11 protein-coding genes are annotated in these 19324 nt (G+C 44.2%); 8 read left to right on the forward strand and 3 right to left on the reverse strand.

Annotated elements, in window-relative coordinates:
* Positions 1-4 precede the first annotated feature (4 nt).
* The 6 genes from AVL57_RS03100 (at position 5) to AVL57_RS03125 (ending at position 10036) form a co-directional block, all read left to right on the forward strand.
* The gene (locus AVL57_RS03100) at positions 5-2362 is read left to right on the forward strand and encodes an alkaline phosphatase D family protein (RefSeq protein WP_057794012.1); all 2358 of its coding nucleotides are present in this window, start codon (positions 5-7) and stop codon (positions 2360-2362) included.
* A gap of 25 nt (positions 2363-2387) precedes the next feature.
* The gene (locus AVL57_RS03105) at positions 2388-4166 is read left to right on the forward strand and encodes a sulfatase-like hydrolase/transferase (protein ID WP_057794011.1); all 1779 of its coding nucleotides are present in this window, start codon (positions 2388-2390) and stop codon (positions 4164-4166) included.
* Between the two features lie 228 nt (positions 4167-4394).
* Positions 4395-6248, forward strand: a complete 1854-nt coding sequence (locus AVL57_RS03110; protein WP_057794008.1) for a TonB-dependent receptor plug domain-containing protein — start codon at positions 4395-4397, stop codon at positions 6246-6248.
* Positions 6249-6264: 16 nt separating this feature from the next.
* The gene (locus AVL57_RS03115) at positions 6265-7602 is read left to right on the forward strand and encodes a c-type cytochrome (protein WP_061093571.1); all 1338 of its coding nucleotides are present in this window, start codon (positions 6265-6267) and stop codon (positions 7600-7602) included.
* 26 nt (positions 7603-7628) lie between these two features.
* Positions 7629-9104, forward strand: coding sequence for a DUF7133 domain-containing protein (locus AVL57_RS03120; protein ID WP_138118125.1), 1476 nt, complete (start codon positions 7629-7631; stop codon positions 9102-9104).
* Positions 9101-10036, forward strand: a complete 936-nt coding sequence (locus AVL57_RS03125; protein WP_303538022.1) for a ThuA domain-containing protein — start codon at positions 9101-9103, stop codon at positions 10034-10036. The genes AVL57_RS03120 and AVL57_RS03125 overlap by 4 nt, the downstream gene beginning before the upstream one ends.
* Positions 10037-10138: 102 nt before the next feature.
* On the opposite strand, the gene AVL57_RS03130 is transcribed toward AVL57_RS03125, so the two are convergent.
* Entirely contained in the window at positions 10139-10678 is a 540-nt protein-coding gene (locus tag AVL57_RS03130) for a cohesin domain-containing protein (protein WP_057794004.1), read from the reverse strand.
* A gap of 34 nt (positions 10679-10712) precedes the next feature.
* A complete protein-coding gene (locus AVL57_RS03135; RefSeq protein ID WP_057794002.1) occupies positions 10713-13862 on the reverse strand; it encodes an Ig-like domain-containing protein in 3150 nt (1049 codons plus the stop codon).
* A 369-nt stretch (positions 13863-14231) separates the two neighbouring features.
* Between AVL57_RS03135 and AVL57_RS03140 the strand changes: the two genes are divergently transcribed.
* A complete protein-coding gene (locus AVL57_RS03140; protein ID WP_231751160.1) occupies positions 14232-16190 on the forward strand; it encodes a sulfatase-like hydrolase/transferase in 1959 nt (652 codons plus the stop codon).
* Complete coding sequence (locus tag AVL57_RS03145) at positions 16187-18175, forward strand: sulfatase-like hydrolase/transferase (RefSeq protein WP_057793999.1); 1989 nt, start codon at positions 16187-16189, stop codon at positions 18173-18175. The genes AVL57_RS03140 and AVL57_RS03145 overlap by 4 nt, the downstream gene beginning before the upstream one ends.
* Positions 18176-18303: 128 nt before the next feature.
* Here AVL57_RS03145 and AVL57_RS03150 read toward each other — a convergent pair whose 3' ends face one another.
* Positions 18304-19305 carry a hypothetical protein gene (locus tag AVL57_RS03150; RefSeq protein WP_082604972.1) on the reverse strand — a complete coding sequence of 334 codons (1002 nt, stop codon included), beginning with the start codon at positions 19303-19305 and terminating at the stop codon, positions 18304-18306.
* Between the last annotated feature and the right edge of the window lie 19 nt (positions 19306-19324).

Here is a 19324-nt window from a genome sequence, read left to right on the forward strand (position 1 = left end):
CTCTATGACAAAGCCATTTTCTCGTCGTGATACCTTAAAGTTGGCTGTTGCTGGCTTAGCGACAACCGCAGTGGGTTGCAAATCTACCGAAAGCCACATTCAAGCGCCACCTTCAAATTCTTTACACACAAAAGTTACCGATGCTTGGAGCAATACCCATGATCGAGTTTGGTTAGGCGGTGAATATTGGGCGAACCCAATGGAAGACTGGCGTGTTGTAAATGGCGCTGCTGAATGCATTAGCACGGGTGGTAACCGAAGTGTGCACTCTCTCACTACGCAAATTGTAGACGCTAACGGCACTATTAATATGTCAGTTGTTGTACATCGTACTTCTTCAGGGGTAAACGATGGCGGTGGTGGCCTAAGATTTGGCGCAAAAAGTGATATTAATGAATACAAAAGTAATTGCTTTGTTCAGTCGGGTATAGATGCGGGTATTAAAGACGACCAACTAATTTTAAATAACAAATCTGTTAAATTGCCGCGTTTGCCAAACAGCAGCAAAGTTCGTATTAAGATTGAGGGAAAGCCCTACAACGGCACCACAAAGTTGACGGCTAAAGCGTTGGATCTCAATAATTCAGAGGTATTAGCGCAAGTTGAAACCTGGGTTGATTCCAGTTTATTACTGGGAAACGTAGCGGTGACGAGTAATTTCACTCTGTCCTCAGAAGCGCCTGCACCGAAAAATGGTACGCGTTACGGGTTTTCAGATTGGCAAATCAAAGGTTCAGCATTTGTATATTCACCGGAACAAAAATTCGGTCCACTACTATGGGCAATGTATACGCTAAGCGATACTCGCACCGAAGAAGGCTTTGTCCTTAAACTCAGTGCCTTTACGGGGCCTATGGGTAAACACGATAATCATCAAGTCGAGTTGCAAGTATTAAATAATGGCAATTGGCAAACAAGGGCGATGGCACCTTTAGACCCTGATGCATGGGTAGCTACATTTCGAATTCCTAATTGGAAGGAAACTCAGGCTACTAAGTATCGACTCGTTTATGCAGAAAAACGTCGAGATGGAACTATCGCAACAGATACGTTTACAGGTCTAATTAGGGCGAACCCTACAAAGCGCAATCTGCGAATGGCGGCATTAACGTGTCAGAATGATTATGCATTTCCCTATGAACCTGTTGCCAATAATGTTGCTAAGCTACAGCCAGATCTTATTTTATTTTCCGGAGACCAAATATATGAAAACCATGGTGGATTCGGGTTTGTTCGCACCCCTGCTTTACCTGCAATCCATTGTTACTTGAGAAAGTATTACCAGTTTGGCTGGTCATTTAGAGATGCCATGCGAAATGCCCCTACCGTTTGCTTGCCAGATGACCACGATGTATTTCAGGGCAACCTGTGGGGGGAAAGCGGTGCTGCAATGGATGAGAAGTTTGTTAAAACAGGTCGCAGCGATGGTTGGGGGGGGTATATTCAACCAATTCCTATGCTTGAGGTGGTACACCGCACCCATACGGCTCATCATCCAGATCCTATAGACCCCAGGCCGTCAGAACGTGGCATCAGTGTTTACTATACCGACTTAGTGTATGGCAATGTGAGTTTCGCTATTATTGCCGATCGCCATTGGAAAAGTGGACCTGAAAGATTAGACATCATTGTTGGGGAGACAGGGGACGGAGAAGCGCCAACCTATATTAACCCTGAATACGACAGCCCAGATTTACAATTGTTGGGACAACGTCAAGAAGACTTTTTACGACAGTGGGGGCAAGATTGGCGAGGTCATGAACTTAAAGCCGTACTGAGCCAAACCGTATTTGCTGGTATCTCCACCCATCAACCTCTACCTGACAGATATCTAAAATACGATTTTGACAGTAGTGGTTGGCCAGCAAGTGCTCGTAATCGAGCTATTGACATCATGCGCGAATCAAAAGCATTGCATATCTGCGGTGATACGCACTTGGGCACGCTGTCGCAATACGGTGTGCATGAACAAAGAGACAGCAATTGGGCGTTTTGTACGCCCGCCATTGCAGCAGGGTGGCCAAGGTGGTGGCGACCTGACGACCTAGGTTTGCCTTATCAACATCGCCCGTCTCATGGCTTAGCCCAAACCGGTGAATATTTAGATAGTTTCGGGAACAAAATATATGTTTACGCCGTCGGGAATCCGCTGGTGAGTAAAGCGGAAAACCGCTATATCGAAGCACACGAAAAGGGCAGTGGCTTTGGCTTTATCACATTTGATACTGATGCTAAAACCTACACCATAGAGGCTTTTCGATTTCTTGTAGATGCTGCAAACGCTAGCCAAGACGATCAATTTTCAGGTTGGCCCGTTACTATCCATCAACAAGAAAATATGGGTAAAAATAGGCTCTCTTAATCGTCTATATGCACGAGTAAATAGCATGAAAAAAATCCTCTGGTTCAAATTAGTGTTGTGTACAGCACTAATGATTAACATGGTCACTAACGCCTATGGCGACGAAAATGGTGAAAAGACCAATATTGTCCTCATTTTAATCGATGATTTAAGCCACTATGGTGTGACCGCTTATGGGGCGAATCGAATAACCAGCAATGATGGTAAATTCACCAATAAAGTATTTGCTACCCCTAATATAGATGAGCTTGCTCGGGAAGGACTCCGTGTAGACCACGCTTATGCATACCCCCTTTGTGAAAATACGCGTGTCGCATTGATGAGTGGCAAACGCAATGACAGAAATTATCTAAGACCAAAATCACTGCATGCCTCAGATATCACCTTTGGTGATGCCTTTAAAAATGCAGGTTACGCCACAGGGTTGTTCGGAAAGTGGAAACAGACGCGCGGCACTAAAGAGGTTCCAGGGGAACGCTATATCTCGGAGTTTGGTTGGGATGAGTACGCCGCTTTTGATGTAACTAAACAAGGTCAGCGGTACATTAACCCTAACTTGGTCATCAATGGGAAGGAATACAATTACAATGGAAGGAACGATCTGGATCCCAACACCGGACGTCGTTGGTATGGGCCTGATATCGTCAATCGTCATGCACTTCAATTTATTGAAGATAACCGAGATAAACCATTCTTTTTGTATTACCCGATGATTTTAGTTCATGACGAACACAAACCTACTCCCCTCACTCAGCCTGCCAGTGCATTTGATAATTTTCCAGAAATAGCACAGTACAACAATCAAGGAGGGGATGACCGCCAGTACTTCCCCGATATGATTGAATATATGGATCACCTCATTGGTAAGGTCGTGATGAAACTCGATGAAGTAGGTGTTCGTAACAACACCTTAATCGTGGTGATGGGGGACAACGGAACAAAAGAAGTCTTTGGTCATGTTTTGCCTGATGACACGGTTTATCCAGGAAGAAAAGGGGGCAATGCCGACAATGGCCTGCATGTTCCATTAGTGTTGAATTATCCTACTGTGGTTCCAGCATCTAAAAAGGAGGAATACAGAACATACCAAGGCTTGGTCAACCTTACTGATATATACCCCACTGTTGCTGAAGCCGCTGGTATAGACATGCCGCAGGCTGAGCACGTTGACGGTATTAGCTTTTGGTCACAAGCAAAAGGGGCCGAAGGTGAACCTAGAAAGTACATCTATACATGGTTTATTGGCAACAACAGCTATGAAGAAGTCGATGAAGTGGGCATCATCTATGCGTTCAACAAGGAGTTCAAACGATATGCACCCACTAAAGAATTTCCTAAGGGGCGCTTTTTTGATTTACGCACCGACCCACTTGAGCGTGTGGGAAAAAAAGTAGTTGAAGCCAAGTTTGGTAAGTTACGATACAGTGGGATCCCGCTAGATTCCCTCACTAAAGAACAGCAGAAAGCCTACAAGGAGCTAGGTGATGTACTGGAAAAGAACACCATGCGCCCAGTTCGTGAAGTGCAAATTTTAGCGCCCTATAAAACGTTAAACGTTAATCAACAAGTTCAACTTTCTTACCACCTTTCACCTGCTAACGCACAAAGAGCCGGCGTAATATGGCACTCTGATAACCCCCTTATCGCTTCTGTTAATAAGTTTGGGCAAGTCATCGCTCATCGCAAAGGGCAAACAACAATTCGGTTGTACTCTTGGCAAGATGCTTATCCTGTAGCAAATAACCGCAACCCCTCATACCTTACAAACGGTGTACAAGATGCCATTGATGTAGAAGTGAAATAATTCCTAGGATTCAAAGTTTCTTTCTATTTAAGCCGTTTACATAGCGTGGCCTACATTAGGTGAACCTACCTCGCTATGTGGAATTAAAAGAACGAAGTTGCAACATTTTGTTTACCTAAAATGCAATTTACTATGTTCCTAGCTTACATTAATTGTTACTATTTGATTGATGATTGTTAACAAAGTGGTTCGATTGGAACTCTGCTGAAGTGTCTAGGGAGAAGTCATATGCGCATTGCGACAAGCGCGACAGTATGTTTATTTTTATATTGTGTTGGTATCAATGCTAACGAAAAGGAAGATTCTGAAGTTATTGAAATTTATGGAAACTTTCAACCTTCAGCCGTTAGCCAAATGGTCAGCCCAGTATTTGTGCTATCAGCACAAGATATCCGCTCTATTGTCGGCTCCACTGCATTGGATGTATTAGCTCAAGTCCCAAGCGTCACCATTAAAAAGTCCGGTGCCGTGCAAGAAATATTTTTGCGTGGCGCAGAAACCAATTTTGTCATCGTTCAAATAGATGGGGTTCAAGTTAACAACCCTCTTGATACTCGAGGGGGTAGTTTTGACTTAGCTTCGATATCGAAAAGCGCGCTGCAACGTGTTGAGGTTATAAAGGGCGCCCAATCTTCTATTTATGGTTCAGACGCAATAGCAGGTGTTATTAACCTTGTTACATTTACGCCCGGAGACATTGGGACAGAGCTATCAGTAGGTGTTTTGCCGAAAGGTCAAAAAGTAGCGAGCGTAAATGTTGGCGCAGATAATCTTCAAGGGAGATTTAGCTATTTAGATACCGATAGGCAACCGAATGGTGATCAACAAGAATCCTTAGAGTTCGCACTACAGGGAGATTTTGTGTTGATGGATAACAGCAGCACGCGGCTAAATGCGCGATATAGCGACTATAAACAATGGGCATACGCAGATCAAAGCGGTGGAATTGTATATGCGCCAACAAACCCTCGTGATGAAAAACGTGGCGAGTTAGTTACCGCAAGTGTCCGCCATACTCATGAAATTAACTCATGGTACGAATTAGCTGCTCAGGCCGAGCTCTACCACATCGATGACCAATTAGTATCGGCCGGTATTGCTCCTTATACCAACGCGCCCCCGACAGAATCACAAAACCAATATGATTATTACAAGTTACGTTGGTTGAATATGATGTCATTAAACAGTGTGCAAGTTACTGCAGGGGTGGATTACAAAAGTGAGGAAGGGGGTGCTTCGGGTTTCGTTAGTCTATTTGGTACTGACATCCCTACTGACTTTGGTATCGAACGGGACACGCTAGCGGGCTTCATAGATGCGCAATGGTCTTATGAGGCATTGACCCTATTTTCGGGTCTACGTCACGATGATGCCGAAGGTTTTGCCAGCGAAAATACATGGAAAGTTGGTGGTGTCTATCAACTCTCTAAGCAAATACGATTTTTTGCCAACATTGGGTCGGCGTTTAAGTTACCGAGCTTATATGCGTTAAGTAACAATATGATTGGTAACCCTGATTTGAAGCCCGAGCAGGCTACCAACAAAGATATCGGTATTGAATGGCAAAGTGACTCGAGCGAATTAAACGCTTCTATTTTCTTTTACCACTACAAAAATCTCGTCGACTTTGATGGGCAAACTTTTTCGCTAGTCAATAGGTCAAACATCGAAGGCAGTGGTGTGGAGCTGTTTGCCAGCCATCAGCTATCAGAAGACATCGCCGTCGAAGGAGATATCACCTATGTCAATCTTGATACAGAAAGTGGAGAGATATTAACGGGTAGACCAGAATGGCAGGGTAGGCTGGCAGTAAATTATCAAGTTACTGACAATATAAAAACGATAGCAAGACTCAATTATGTTGGCGCTACTGAGTCTACAAGCCTGTATTCGGGAGAATTTGAGCAAAGTGACTTAGCCGCTTTCAATAAAGTGGATGTTACGACCACGTGGGATATTTCCAATCAGCATACCCTCGATTTCTACGTACAAAATATCTTCGATAAAAATTATCAAGTGGCCGTTGGCGTTCCTGGGCCTGAGCTAGGTGTAGGGCTACAACTTTCGTGGCATACAAACTAACAAGGACTCAGCAACAATGAAGAAACTCACTTACGCAATGACGGTGTTGGTAGTTACGATGGTGTTTAGTGTTAATGGAAACGAATTAGACACCACGCTAAGGTTAAAAAGTCAGGACGTAAAAGTAACCCAGCAAGGCCAAAAGCTGTTCGAACAAATATGTGCATCTTGCCACGCTAAAGATTTAAGTGGCGGGACTGGGTTTAACTTAAAAGACGGCGAATGGGTGCACGGAAGTGCGCCTTCTCAGATACTCAGTAACGTAAAGACAGGTTTTCTCAATGCAGGGATGCCGGGATTTGAGCAGGTTTTTGATGCGACGCAAATTGAAGCAATAGTGGCCTATGTATTGTCTAAACGGGAAGGGTGGGACAACCTAACTTACAAGCTATATCAACTAAACGGTGCAGACGATACGGATGTTACAGCCGATAAGTTGATAAAATCGGGTGAGTTAGCAAAGGGGCTTGCAGACTTTGCTATCCCTGAGGTTCAGCACTATTTTATTGAGTTCGAGGGTGACTTTTATGCACCTAAAGACTTGGATACACAAGTATGGTTACAGTGGGGATTCCCCCATGAACTGAAAGTTTACATTAATCATAAACAGGTGACGAAGGGCGGTACTGCATGGTTCCCTACTTGGCGTTTGGAGCGCGGTAAACAACACTTGAAAGTCACTTATCGTTCCGGCGACACAAAGCCAAATCAACGAGACCTCATACTCATCGGTACGAATTTAGATTTAACGGTAAAGCTCTTTCCGTTATCGAGTAAAGCCAAAAATATAGTGGAAGAGAAGAAGTTTGAATTAAAAGCCTCTGACCATATACTCATTCAACGAAAGCGAATTTTAGACCTACCTCCTTCCACTATTTCCGTTGGTTTCCCTACAAAAGTAAACTATGGCTTTAACACAAAGACATGCGCCGTAGTCGGTTTATGGCAGGGCGATATGTTGAATGTTGGGCCCAATATTGCTGGTCGTGGTGAAGATCCTAGTTTGCCTTTGGGCGAGTGGGTATTTCATGCACCTGAGCAGCTTCAGCACGTGAACGAAGAACACAAGTGCCACTACAAAGGCTATCGATTAGAAAACGGTAACCCCGTATTTTCCTACACATTGGGTGGACAGCAGTACGCACTTTCAGTGGAAACTAAAAGCAGCAATACCCTCAATTTTATCTATTCGATAACAGGAAACCAGCCCATAAAGCTAAAGATTCCTGAAACCTCAAACTGGCAATGGACACATGGGCTGCAGCCTATTGAACGGCAAAGCGCATTATTAACCCCGAAACAAAATGGGCGTGTCGTGGTTACGGCGACAGCAACCGCAACAGTGAAAGAGTAAAACCAGCCATAAGTAGGAATGACAATATGAAATTCAAAGGATTAAAAAAAGTCGCGCTCTGCCTAGTCGGTGCAGGTTTAGTGAGTTCGCTTCAGTTGGAAGCCGCGCAAGCGCCAAAGCAGGAATACAAACCTGATGGTTATGACATTGTCACCATAGAAACCCCCAAAGATGAACGCTTCCATGTCACGGGAATAGACAGTGATAGTGATGGGGTTATCTGGGTCGCTACCCGCTTTGGGGATGTGTGGTATTACAAAAACGATACTTGGTTTAAATTTGCGCAGGGCTTACACGAGCCGACTGGATTACTAATAGACACTGACGGAAGCCTTCTAGTTTCTCAAAAGCCAGAACTCACTCGCATTGTAGATAGTGATAAAGATGGTGTTGCCGATATCTATCAGCCTGTCGCTAACGATTGGACATTCAATGATAACTATCATGAATTCGTCTTCGGTCCGGTTAAAGATGAACAAGGAAACCTATACGGTACGCTGAACTTGAGCCACAATAATCCTGATGCCTTTACAATGGGTGCGATGGGCTCTCCAGGGGGATATCGTGGATTTGCTTTTCAAGTGGATACCAAGGGAGTCTTTACACCCTACGCTTGGGGGTTGCGCTCTCCGGCTGGACTTGGTACCTCGCCGCAAGGGGAAATCTTCTTCACCGATAATCAAGGTGATTGGGTCCCGACATCTAAAATGCACTTGTTAGAACAAGGTAAGTTCTACGGTCATCCTGTGTCGCTAGTTGATGTAGAAGGTTACACGCGAGAGTCTATCAAGGAAATGTCTGTAGAGACATTTGCACAAATGAGTGAGAAGCCTGTGGTGTGGATCCCTCATGTGGAAGTGGCTAACTCGCCAGGGAATCCAGAATGGGATACCACCGAAGGTAAGTTTGGTCCATTTAAGGGCCAAATTTTCATTGGTGATCAAACTCAGTCCAACCTATTTCGCGTATTGCTCGAGAAGGTCAACGGTCAGTATCAAGGCGCAGTCATCAACTTTATGAATAAATTTCAAAGCGGTAACATTCGCACTGAGTTTGATGTAAATGGCCAGCTATGGGTTGGACAGACTGCTCGCGGGTGGGGGGCGCAAGGTGGCAAACCATTTGGGCTACAAAAAGTAGTATGGGATGGCACTATGCCCTTCGAATTGCATTCTATTACGCTGACTGAAACAGGGTTTAGAATGTCGTTTACCGATACCTTATCTTCTGAGACTGTTGTTAAAGAAAGCCTTAAAGCCCAATCATGGCAATATCATTACTCTAGTAGCTATGGCTCGCCTAAGGTGGACTTGTCTACGTTGCCGATTACTAATGTTGTTTTGTTAGATGATGGAAAAACCATCGACGTAACACTGCCATTAACTTCGGGCAAGGTGGTACAAATTGATTTCACAGGTCTGAAAGATGTTAACGGGCGTTCAGTAAGTGTTGACAAGGTTTACTATACGCTCAACCAGTTGCTCGCGAGTAAGCAGCAATGACGCTCAGTGAACGTCGCATTCGGACATGCATATTGTTTGCTATCACCTGCCTGCTCATGGCGTGTGTTTCACAATATATAGCGCCTGAGCCTAAAAAAGTGTTGATCGTAGATGGTCAAAACAACCATCCTATCTGGCCAAAATCAACGGCAATGATGAAAGCTTTTTTGGAAGGAAATGGACAGTTCGTCGTTGATGTTTATCGAACGCAATATACTTGGCGGGGAGATAAGTGGCTTGAGCAGTATCCGGCCAATGACGGCCGTGAGCATCAATCAATGTCCCAAGCTAAAACAGACCCCTCGTTTTCCCCCGACTTTGCGCAGTACGATGTGGTTATCTCTAATTTTGGTTGGAAGGCCGCGCCATGGCCACCTGCAACCCAGCGCAAATTTGAGCAGTACATGCAAAACGGAGGCGGTTTCGTGTCGGTGCATGCTGCCAATAATGCATTTCCCAATTGGCTTGAATACAACAAAATGATTGGCCTAGGTGGTTGGGGAGGGCGAAACCAAAAAGATGGGCCTTATATTTATTACAACGACGATGGTGAATTGCAGCGCGATATGTCAGCAGGACAGGGCGGCGGACATGGTTATATACACGAGTTTACTATACAGGTAAGGCATGCAACTCATCCCATAATGCAGGGGCTGCCTAGCAATTGGCTGCATAGCAAAGATGAATTATATAATCGCCTGCGGGGACCTGCAGAAAACTTAACAGTGCTAGCTTCGGCGTACGACAACAAAAAATATAACGGATACGGGCGGCACGAACCTATGATTATGACCATTGACTATCATCAAGGAAGAGTGTTTCACACAACGTTGGGTCATGGTGAAGCGGTCTATTCTGATCCTACTTTTATGTCGATATTGGCTAAAGGGGTTACCTGGGCAGCGGGCACTAATCATGAGGGGCTGCGATAAAAAACGAAGTTATTATTGTGCTATGGTTGGTTGCTACAAGCTTAATGAACACCGGTTGATAGCGACAGGTTTTTAACCTGTCGCTATACGATAAATGACTTATCAGCGGTTAAATCGGCGTACGCCAATAAATGTGATAGCAACCATCAATATAATACTCAAGGTGTTGGGTGCAATTACGTTTACCGCATTAACAGTTGCCGACGCTTGCCCGCTATCTATTGCAACATCTAACTCCCCAACGACAAATTCAGCAGCAATGATATTTTCCATGTTGAAGTTGCTTTGCCCTGCATCGAGAGCATTTACGCTGAATCTAACAATTGTGAAATCGCCACCGGAAAACGCGACAAAGTCTAAATAAGCCACCGCGACACCAAACGCCTGAGGTGTCACATTGAATATAAACGGTAGTGAATCGTATAAGTCCCCGCCTATGGAAAGTGCATCAAGCTCAAATAAATCAGTATCAAACGCAATATCTAAGCTCAAAGTGTCGAAGTTTGTAAATCCTGTGCCTATTACCGAAACCTCTACGGTATCGCCAACAATAACGTTGCTAGTATCAAGCTCAATACTAATGAGTCCAGCTTGAGCTTGAAAGCCAATTAATAGCGTAATAAAAGTAAACAGTTTTTTCATTCAATTGTGTTCCTGTAAGTGGTTATTTAGCGACTTATTCCGTTTCTTCTTTTACGCATCGAGCACGGGTACATAAGGCCATCATGGCGCGAGCGTCTAGAATATTAACGAGGCCATCATTGTTGATGTCGAAATTGGGAGGGACATCCTGACGGGCTTGTATTGCGGCCAGAAGTCCGCTGATATCAGCACTGTCTACATCGGCGTCACCATCCCAGTCACCGAATAACGCTGCAGGTGCGACCACATTTAACGGTGCAATGCCTTGAATTTTATAGGTGCTGCCGTCGGTTGAGATAAATTGCGCAAACAGGAAGTAAAAATGCCCCTCAGGTAACGCTTGGGTTGGGGGAATACCACTAAGTGGCAACGACACCTGTGCAGTACCGCTCTGTTTACCAATAGCATTAGGATCGGATACCACGATGTCGTTAAACGAACGTGACCAAGTTTGATCCATTTCCCTTAGGAAAAATTTTACGCCACCAAGCTCGTCGGTTACGGTTTGTCCCTCGCCGGCTTCAAAAAACGCAGTGACATCAAGAGTGCCATTGTTGCTATATGTGCTAGAAAGGTACTTACTCTCATCATCTAAGGCCAGACTAGGTTTAACCGTATCTTCACTTGGCACGATAGTAATAGGGTAAGCTGCCACGCTTTCGGTGTCACCAGAGGATGAGCGCACGCGCACAAACAAAAAGTAAAATTCACCGTTGGTTAAGTCCTCGCTGGGCGTAAGTCCTGACAGAGGAATGTAAACTGTAGAAGTGCCTTTCTGTGTTCCAATAGCGGTACTGTCCGTCACTTTGATATCACTAATGACTGTCCAGTTGCTCGCCATGTGCCGCAACAGGTAATTAATACCGCCTAAATCAGCCGTTACCTCAAAGCCCGTGCCAGCGTCATATTCAGTAGTGACTTGCATATTTTTATCTAAATGGAATTCAAGCGTTTCATATTTTTGAACATCATCAAAACTTATCGATGTTTGCGTGGGCTCTTCAACGGTTATCTTGGTGGTTGCCGTAAAATTTCCATCACGTGATGTGGCAGTGATAGTCACATCACCAACGTTCAGGGCTGTTACCATGCCATTGCTATCGACCATAGCGACTGATTCATCGCTAGACGCTAAATTGAAACTTTGATCACTAGCAAAAAAGGGCGTGACGGATGCGGATAGTTTTAATGTAGCTCCGATGGCGAGCGTAGCGTTGTCAGGGCTAATATACATGCCGGTAACTGCGCCGCCATCCGGTCTGATCTCTTGGTCAAAACCAAACACTTTCATATTAACGCTGGCAATGTGGCCTCCCGTATCGGGGAAGGTAATATCGATTTGGTTATCGTTTTTAAGTAATGAATAGGGAACCGGAATTTCAAGTAACCCAAAAAAGCGGTCTCTTCCTAATTGTTCGTCTCCGCTAATACGTGCATTCGAAGTGAGTAACTGACCATTGAATCTCACTTCTGGTGAAAGTGATTGACCATGGTCTCTGCCGAGCGCTATGCGCAGAATTGATTCACCTAGGGAGGTGGTTTGAACCCCTTTTATTTCAAATTGATTAACTTGATTGGCGTCTATTTCTTTTAAGTACTCTGTTGCAAAGTACTTGTTTTCAGTGGATAGGCCATTGATGTTCAAATCGGCGTCGTAACTATATTCGACCACTATCGTTGCTTCTGGCGCTAGCTCGAAGTGATCGAGGCCCAACGGAGCATTAATAATATCTAACTGCGGCGCATTATTGGCTAGATATAAATGTTTAACTTTTATGTTTTGAACCTTGGCACCTGAAGTACCATGTTGATGAAGTAATATGGTTTCGTTGTCTTCAGTCAGGTTACTGAAAATAACGTACAACTTTTCCTTGCTGACATAGCTGTCTATCAATATATCTTCGTTGGTAGTAAACGAATCTACACGTGTCCCTTGCACGTCAGACCAAAGCTCATAGAACTTCACCATTTCAGTGAACACCCAGTGCTCACCTTGTTCTCCTTCGCCCTCTTTAGCTTGACGAAGTAAGCGCCAGTTATAAGGAAAACCGTTTCTAGTTCCCCATAATGCTTTTACGGTGACAAAAGGAATTGCTTTGCTGATAGCATCTGGACGATCCATAAATTGCATCATCATGGGGCTGGCGGTTTTAAGAAACCACCAGTCTCTCAGCGGTGTCCAGGGGGCATTCTCTAGGGGGCGATTACGGCCGCCGTATTCTGAAATGACATGTTCTTTGGTTTTACCCAGAGTGAGCAGAGAATAATGATCCATCATATCTAATGTGGCTTCAATACGACTACCCTTGAACCGGTTGTCATCTTCTAAGTCATAAAAGTGGGTTGAATAAAAATCCATGCTTTCGCCAGCGGTATCAATGAATAACTTCATTCTTTCCCCCCACCGTGCAAAGTTACGTTCTTCGTAAATTGGGAATGCAACCGTATAGCCACCAATTTTTATGTCTTGATTGTGCTGGCGAAAGGCATTGGCAACATCTTTGTGAAAATTAAAAATATCAATGGGAGGAATGGGCGCCTCTAAGCCCATTTCATGTGGCGCATCGGTAAGTTGATATAAAGGTTCATTTAATACCTCAAAATACGTTGGCTTCACTCGTCCTTGGGTAGAGGGTTCGCCCTCGGTACGAAAAAAAGCATTCATATATTGACCCATGAAGTCACCCACTGCATCTGCGCCATTTGCTTGCCAGCTTTGACCTCCACAGCAAGGATTTACCGTTGCAAACCAGTGCGGGCGAGGTTGCCCTCCCACCATAACGTCACCGCGGCCATCATATTTGTGAACGCTCGCGTCGTTAATTCCATACGTGGTTTCACGAGCGAATCTACCGCGATTGACTAAGTGTGTTGGGTCGACATAACCAGGGTTGAGCGGATCTTCAGCAGACTGATTAAAGTTCCAGCCAGCACTGCCGTTTTCTCGGCCAAAATAGACGTCTAAGTCTTCCATCAAATACTTAAGCTTGTCTGCTTCTCCGTCCCAATCACTTTCTGAAACCGTGGAATGCAACGTAATATATTTGTGTCTATCAAAGCTGTCTTTACCTCCGACGGAATGCTTAATATTTGCATTCACCACGGCCTCTGTTTTAGCGATTAACTCCGGCGATGATAAAGCCAGTCCTACTCCAAGTAAGGCGGAGAATAATTTGTAATTCATTGTTCTAGGATCCTTAATATTGATGCGTTGCTGAGTTGTTAACTAAACGTAAATCCTATTGCATGATTGTTATTTATACAATCAATTGTTAACAGTTTACTATTGTTTTTAATGGTGCTGTCCTTCTTTGCTGCCAAGGAAGGAATGGTATGTCATTGATAAATAATATTTTTAGTGGGGTTTTGGTGAGGGTTTTCTATAGGGGTTAATAGCAATGATGAAAATAAAGAGTTGATTTCACTCTTGATAATTGTTAACAATGTGGTATCTGGAGTTGTGCTGAATTCTAGTGATTGGTAGATGGTGAACCTTATTGCTATCTATCTAAAATGCTCATTTACTTATTAAATTCTGAACAGGTTCCTAGCAATGAAACGTACTTGTCTCCCTATTTTTTTCCTCGTGTTAGCCATGTTTGCTCTGATCTCGTGTGCTCATGAATCACAGGATAAAGTATTGGAAATAGCGCCTGATACTCTAACTCAGGCCCAAGACCGCAAGCTCCCCATTCTAAACACCGCCAATACTGATAAAATTCAACCCAATATTCTTTGGATAATTACCGATGACCATCGACCGGATTCGGTATCTGCATACAATAAAGCTATATATGGGCAAAGTGATAGCCCGCTAGGGTACATTGAATCACCTAATGCTGACCAGTTAGCCGAAGAGGGAGTGCTCTTTACCCAGGCCTTCACTAACTCCCCTGTATGTGCGCCATCGCGAGCCGCATTACATTCTGGCAGGTATCCATTTCGTACCGGGCGATTTGCTTTTGAACTGTCCCACCCAGGCCCGGATTTTTCTAAGCCTTTGCTATCTGAATACCTAAAAGGTGCTGGCTATTACACAGCAATGTTTGGAAAAGAAGACCATTACTTCATGCAATGGGGGCCTGGTCAATCGTTCAATAAACTCCCCTTATTTGATTTTAGGGTGCACTTCAAACATGACCTGCAAAATCATGGTATTGGTGATATTTACACCCGAGCGTCATATGGCGACGAACCTGGTAATTCAACCCCTATCGGCTATAGCGAATACGTGAACTACCCAGATGGCACTAGCAGAAGCTATTTAATTAAGAGTAAAGAGGGAGAGGTTAGTGAGCAGGATCTTCAATTGCGAAGCAAGACCGATGAAGAATTTGATATTTTACGAAGTTATACACGCAGCAATCCCAACCTCATCATCGGTGGCGTAAATCCCAACACGGCTACTGAAACCATTGATGCGAAGGTAGTTAGAGAGCTACGCAATCATTTAGAAAATGCCAAGCAAACCTACAGTACATTATCAGGTAAGCCGGCAGAAGGAGCCGATTCTGATAAGCCATTGTTCGTGAATTTGGGCTTCCATTTACCTCACACTCCTGTATTGCCGCCCAAGTCTGTAAGAGATAGGTTTAAAACAAAGGAATACAAGGTTCCAAAATTCGAATTATCTGAAGTAGAGAAGCTGCCTTTGCAACTTCAAAAAATGTATCACGCCACTAAAATTACAGGCATGACAGATGCTGAAGTTCAGCAGGCAATACAGGACTATTATGCGTTTACTGCGCATGGCGATGAACTTATTGGCGAAGCGGTCGACGTTTTTAAAGCTTACAGCAAAAAACAAGGTCGTCCTTGGGTGGTGGTTTACACCGTGGGTGACCATGGGTGGCATTTAGGTGAGCAAGGCATTGAGGCGAAATTCGGCCCCTGGCAGCAAAGTGTAGCCAATGCTGCAATCATTACTGCCTCTGATAAGTCTTTAGTTCCTCGTGGTTTGGTTAATCATGATTTGGTTGAATTTGTTGATTTTGCGCCGACCATACTAGATCTGGCAGGGGTCGATATTAAGCAAGAAAGATTTAATCATTTAGATGGTTACAGCTTACTTGATGTGGCGGCTGGTGAGGCACCAAAGCGAGAGTATATCTTGGGTGAAACCAATGTAGTGGTTGGCTCTCGTGCATACCTGCATTCAAAGCGGTTTCGTTTTTCTATGCGAACTCGACCTCCAGGCGCAGCGACTGGTGAGCGTATGCGTTGGGCGTTAGATGCAGATGCGAATGACGTCGACATGGCATTATACGATTTAGCTGTGGATCCGTTAGAGAGGCAAAATGTTGCTGATACAGAGGCCTATAGACCTTTAGCGCTATGGCTAAGAAATAAACTAGGCAACATAGTGCTAGGCGATGGCAGAATTGAGGTGGACTGGTCACAAGAAAATAGTTATGTAGAAAGTAATTTCGCTGAAGGTGCTGATGACAAACGGTTGGATATTCCTAAAGACTTAATTCCTTCAGTTCCTCAAAATGTGGCGACGAATAAATGAACTACCTTCAAAGTCGCTTTATGCAATCCGCCTTTTACGCATGTGCAGCTGTGACCTCGTGTTTAATACTCGGGTGCAGCTTCACTGCACCTCAAGATAGCGGGAGTGAAAGAATACCTTTATCACCAAACTCTTCTTCAGATACACCAAGGCAGAGCGATGCTTCAGATGAATTATCCCGTCATGCACACAAGAAATCACAGCTTCAGCCGAATATATTATGGATTTTAACTGATGATCAACGTGCTGACTCAATCGCTGCCGTTAACCGAGTCATTAGGGGAACCAGTGAAAGTGCGTTGGGCTATGTAGAGTCGCCGAATATCGATGCGTTAGCAAAGGAAGGCGTCTTGTTTACTTATGCTTATAGTCAGTCTCCAGGTTGCTCTCCATCACGATACTCTATGGCAACAGGACAATATCCTCATCGAAGTGGACGTTATGGCTTTGAATATGCGCACCGAGGGAACGAACATGCAAAACCCACAATGCCTGAAATACTGCGACAAGCAGGTTATCAAACAATGCTTAGCGGAAAGTCAGGTTTGCGGCTACGAGAATGGCAGCCTGAAAAAGGTGAGCGGCAGACACCCTTAACTTATGATTTTGAGGTTGAGCGATATGCGTTAAGTAAAGCTGGGTTTACCGATTGGGGTAAAAATACCGCTTACGACCCTGAAACATGGGAGCCACTGTCTACATCCGAGCATTTTTATTATTCTGATGGCAGTAAAAAATCTTTTTTAGTTAGTGAAAATGGCAAGAGTATTGGTGCTAAGAATCCAATTGATGAAGAACTGGATATTGTGCGCTCTTATACCCGAAGCCTTAAATCGTTGATTCTAGCCGGGGAGAGTCCCAAACCCGCAGGTGAAACTTTAGATGGGTTTATATTAAAAGCATTTACTCAGTATTTAAGCCATCCAAATGCCTCGTATACCTCTGTGCTTGGCGACAAAATTGAAGGGCCAGATCCGACTAAACCGGTAATGCTAAGTTTAAGCTTCGGATTTCCTCATACACCAGTGCTCCCTCCAAAATCCTTCCGAGACCGGTTTAAAACTAAACAGTACCGTATTCCTAAGTTTTCAAAATCTGATGTTGAAAGTCTGCCACCACAACTGGTGAAGCTATATAAAAATATGAAAACGGATGACATGACAAGCGAAGAAAAGCTCAAAACCATTCAGGATTATTATGCCTTTACAGCCTATGGTGATGCTCTCATCGGCGAGGCGATTGAAAAATTTAAGGTATTTAATGAAACATCGGGACGGCCATATTTGATTGTTATGTCAGTAGGGGATCATGGCTGGCACCTTGGCGAGCAGGGGATTTCTGCAAAGTTTGCGCCTTGGAATAAATCTAATCATGGGGCGATGATTGTTGTAGATTCTTCCGGTGAATATTTTCCGAAGGACACGGTATATAACGACTTTGTCGAATATGTGGATATTGCGCCTACGATATTAGCAGCGTCTGGCCTTGATGTAGAAAATGATGAAAAGCTATCTCATTTAGATGGTTTCGATTTGGCCTCGGTTGTTCGAAACCCGACATTAAAACGAGACTACGTTATAGGTGAATTAAATCAAATTATCGGTGATCGTGCTTATTTGAGAACGAAGCGATTTGGTTTCTCCATGAAAGTACGGCCTAAACTAGGGAAGCCGGGGGAAACCCATGCGCCAGGCGAAGATATACACTGGGCGTTAAATGCGAAAGCAGAAGATGTTGAAATGGCACTCTATGATTTAGCGTGCGATCCGCACGAGCGACAAAACGTGGCTTACCACAAAGATTATGCTGATATTGTTGCTGTGCTTCGCACAAAAACTCAAAACATCTTTCTGGGCGACAAGCGCTTAGAAATAGATTGGCAGAAAGAAAACGTCTCTTTTGAATCACACTTTGCGTCAGGCGCCCATGATTACCGTTTGCCAAAAGCGCTTACAGAAGAGGCCTCATGTACTGCAGGGCTATAAACTGTATCGTGCAATTAAACCACATGGTATGGACTATAGATGGTTTAATTACTGAGCTTTATGATGAGATTGGCTGGGGCGATTGGAGACATAATGGAAAGCTAACCGATAGCCAATCAAAAGCAATGCTAGTCAATATGCTCCACTTGATAGCGGCCAGTAGAAATGTAGCGTTTCGTATCTTCTGAAATGTCGCCAAAGGGGATAAGTGCTGGGCCGGTTGGGTCAAAAAGCACGTAAGTCTTACCCTCAACTTCTAACTTCTCGTCTTCGGAAATGGCATTTATCGCGACTCCCAATAACGCATGATGGGGAAGAAAAACCATAATGATGCTGGTAGAAGGAAGAAAGGCACGTACCAAAGCGCCCGTTAGCACCGCCTTACTGTCGCAGTCGCCCCTGTTTTGCATCAGTAACCCTAACGGAGGTGCAAAACCAGAACCATTACTGGCGACTCTGTCTTCAAGGGAATCGTAAGGAATACTTTGTACCCAGCTAGTCATCAATTGTAAATAAGCACGGTTATTTTCGATACGATCTACTTTGTCGTAAAACGCTTCCGAGATAGGCCTAAGTGATTCAAAGGTTTGGGCAACGTAGCGAAGGTGGTCCGGCTTTACCGCTTGCTGGTTAAAAAGCGTGGTGAATCGGGTGTAATAATGCTTATCAAGGTAGTCAGTATAAGCTGTTCGCTGCACGTCTTTTAGTTGAGATAATATCTGGTCAGCTTTATTCGGCTTGGTTGATTTAACCTTAATATTAATGGCGTCATTTTCATGGGTAACTGACACAACTGCTTCGCGTGGGTCGACTTTCTTCGCTTCTTTCAATAACGACACAGTAACATAACGCTGGGCTATTTCAGGTTTATAGTTGGCCTGTGTGGTAGGCGCTACCTTTAATGCGCTATTGGGCAAAGAGAATGCAATGGTTTGCTCAGTACCTTCGTTATCTAGCCATCGATATTTAAACTGAATATCATCAGGCGTCACGGTTTTGTTGAAAGTGAGTTGCGACGCGTAAGTAGCGACAGGGGTAAAACAAAGAAGGAAAAGTGCGATCCTAAGCGGCAGCGCTAACCAAAGCGCTAGCGACTTAAACAACCGAGTAGGCAAGCCTATGGCAAACATCGCCGTTTTCCTGCAAAGA

This window comes from Alteromonas stellipolaris, from assembly GCF_001562115.1.
GTDB lineage: Bacteria > Pseudomonadota > Gammaproteobacteria > Enterobacterales > Alteromonadaceae > Alteromonas > Alteromonas stellipolaris.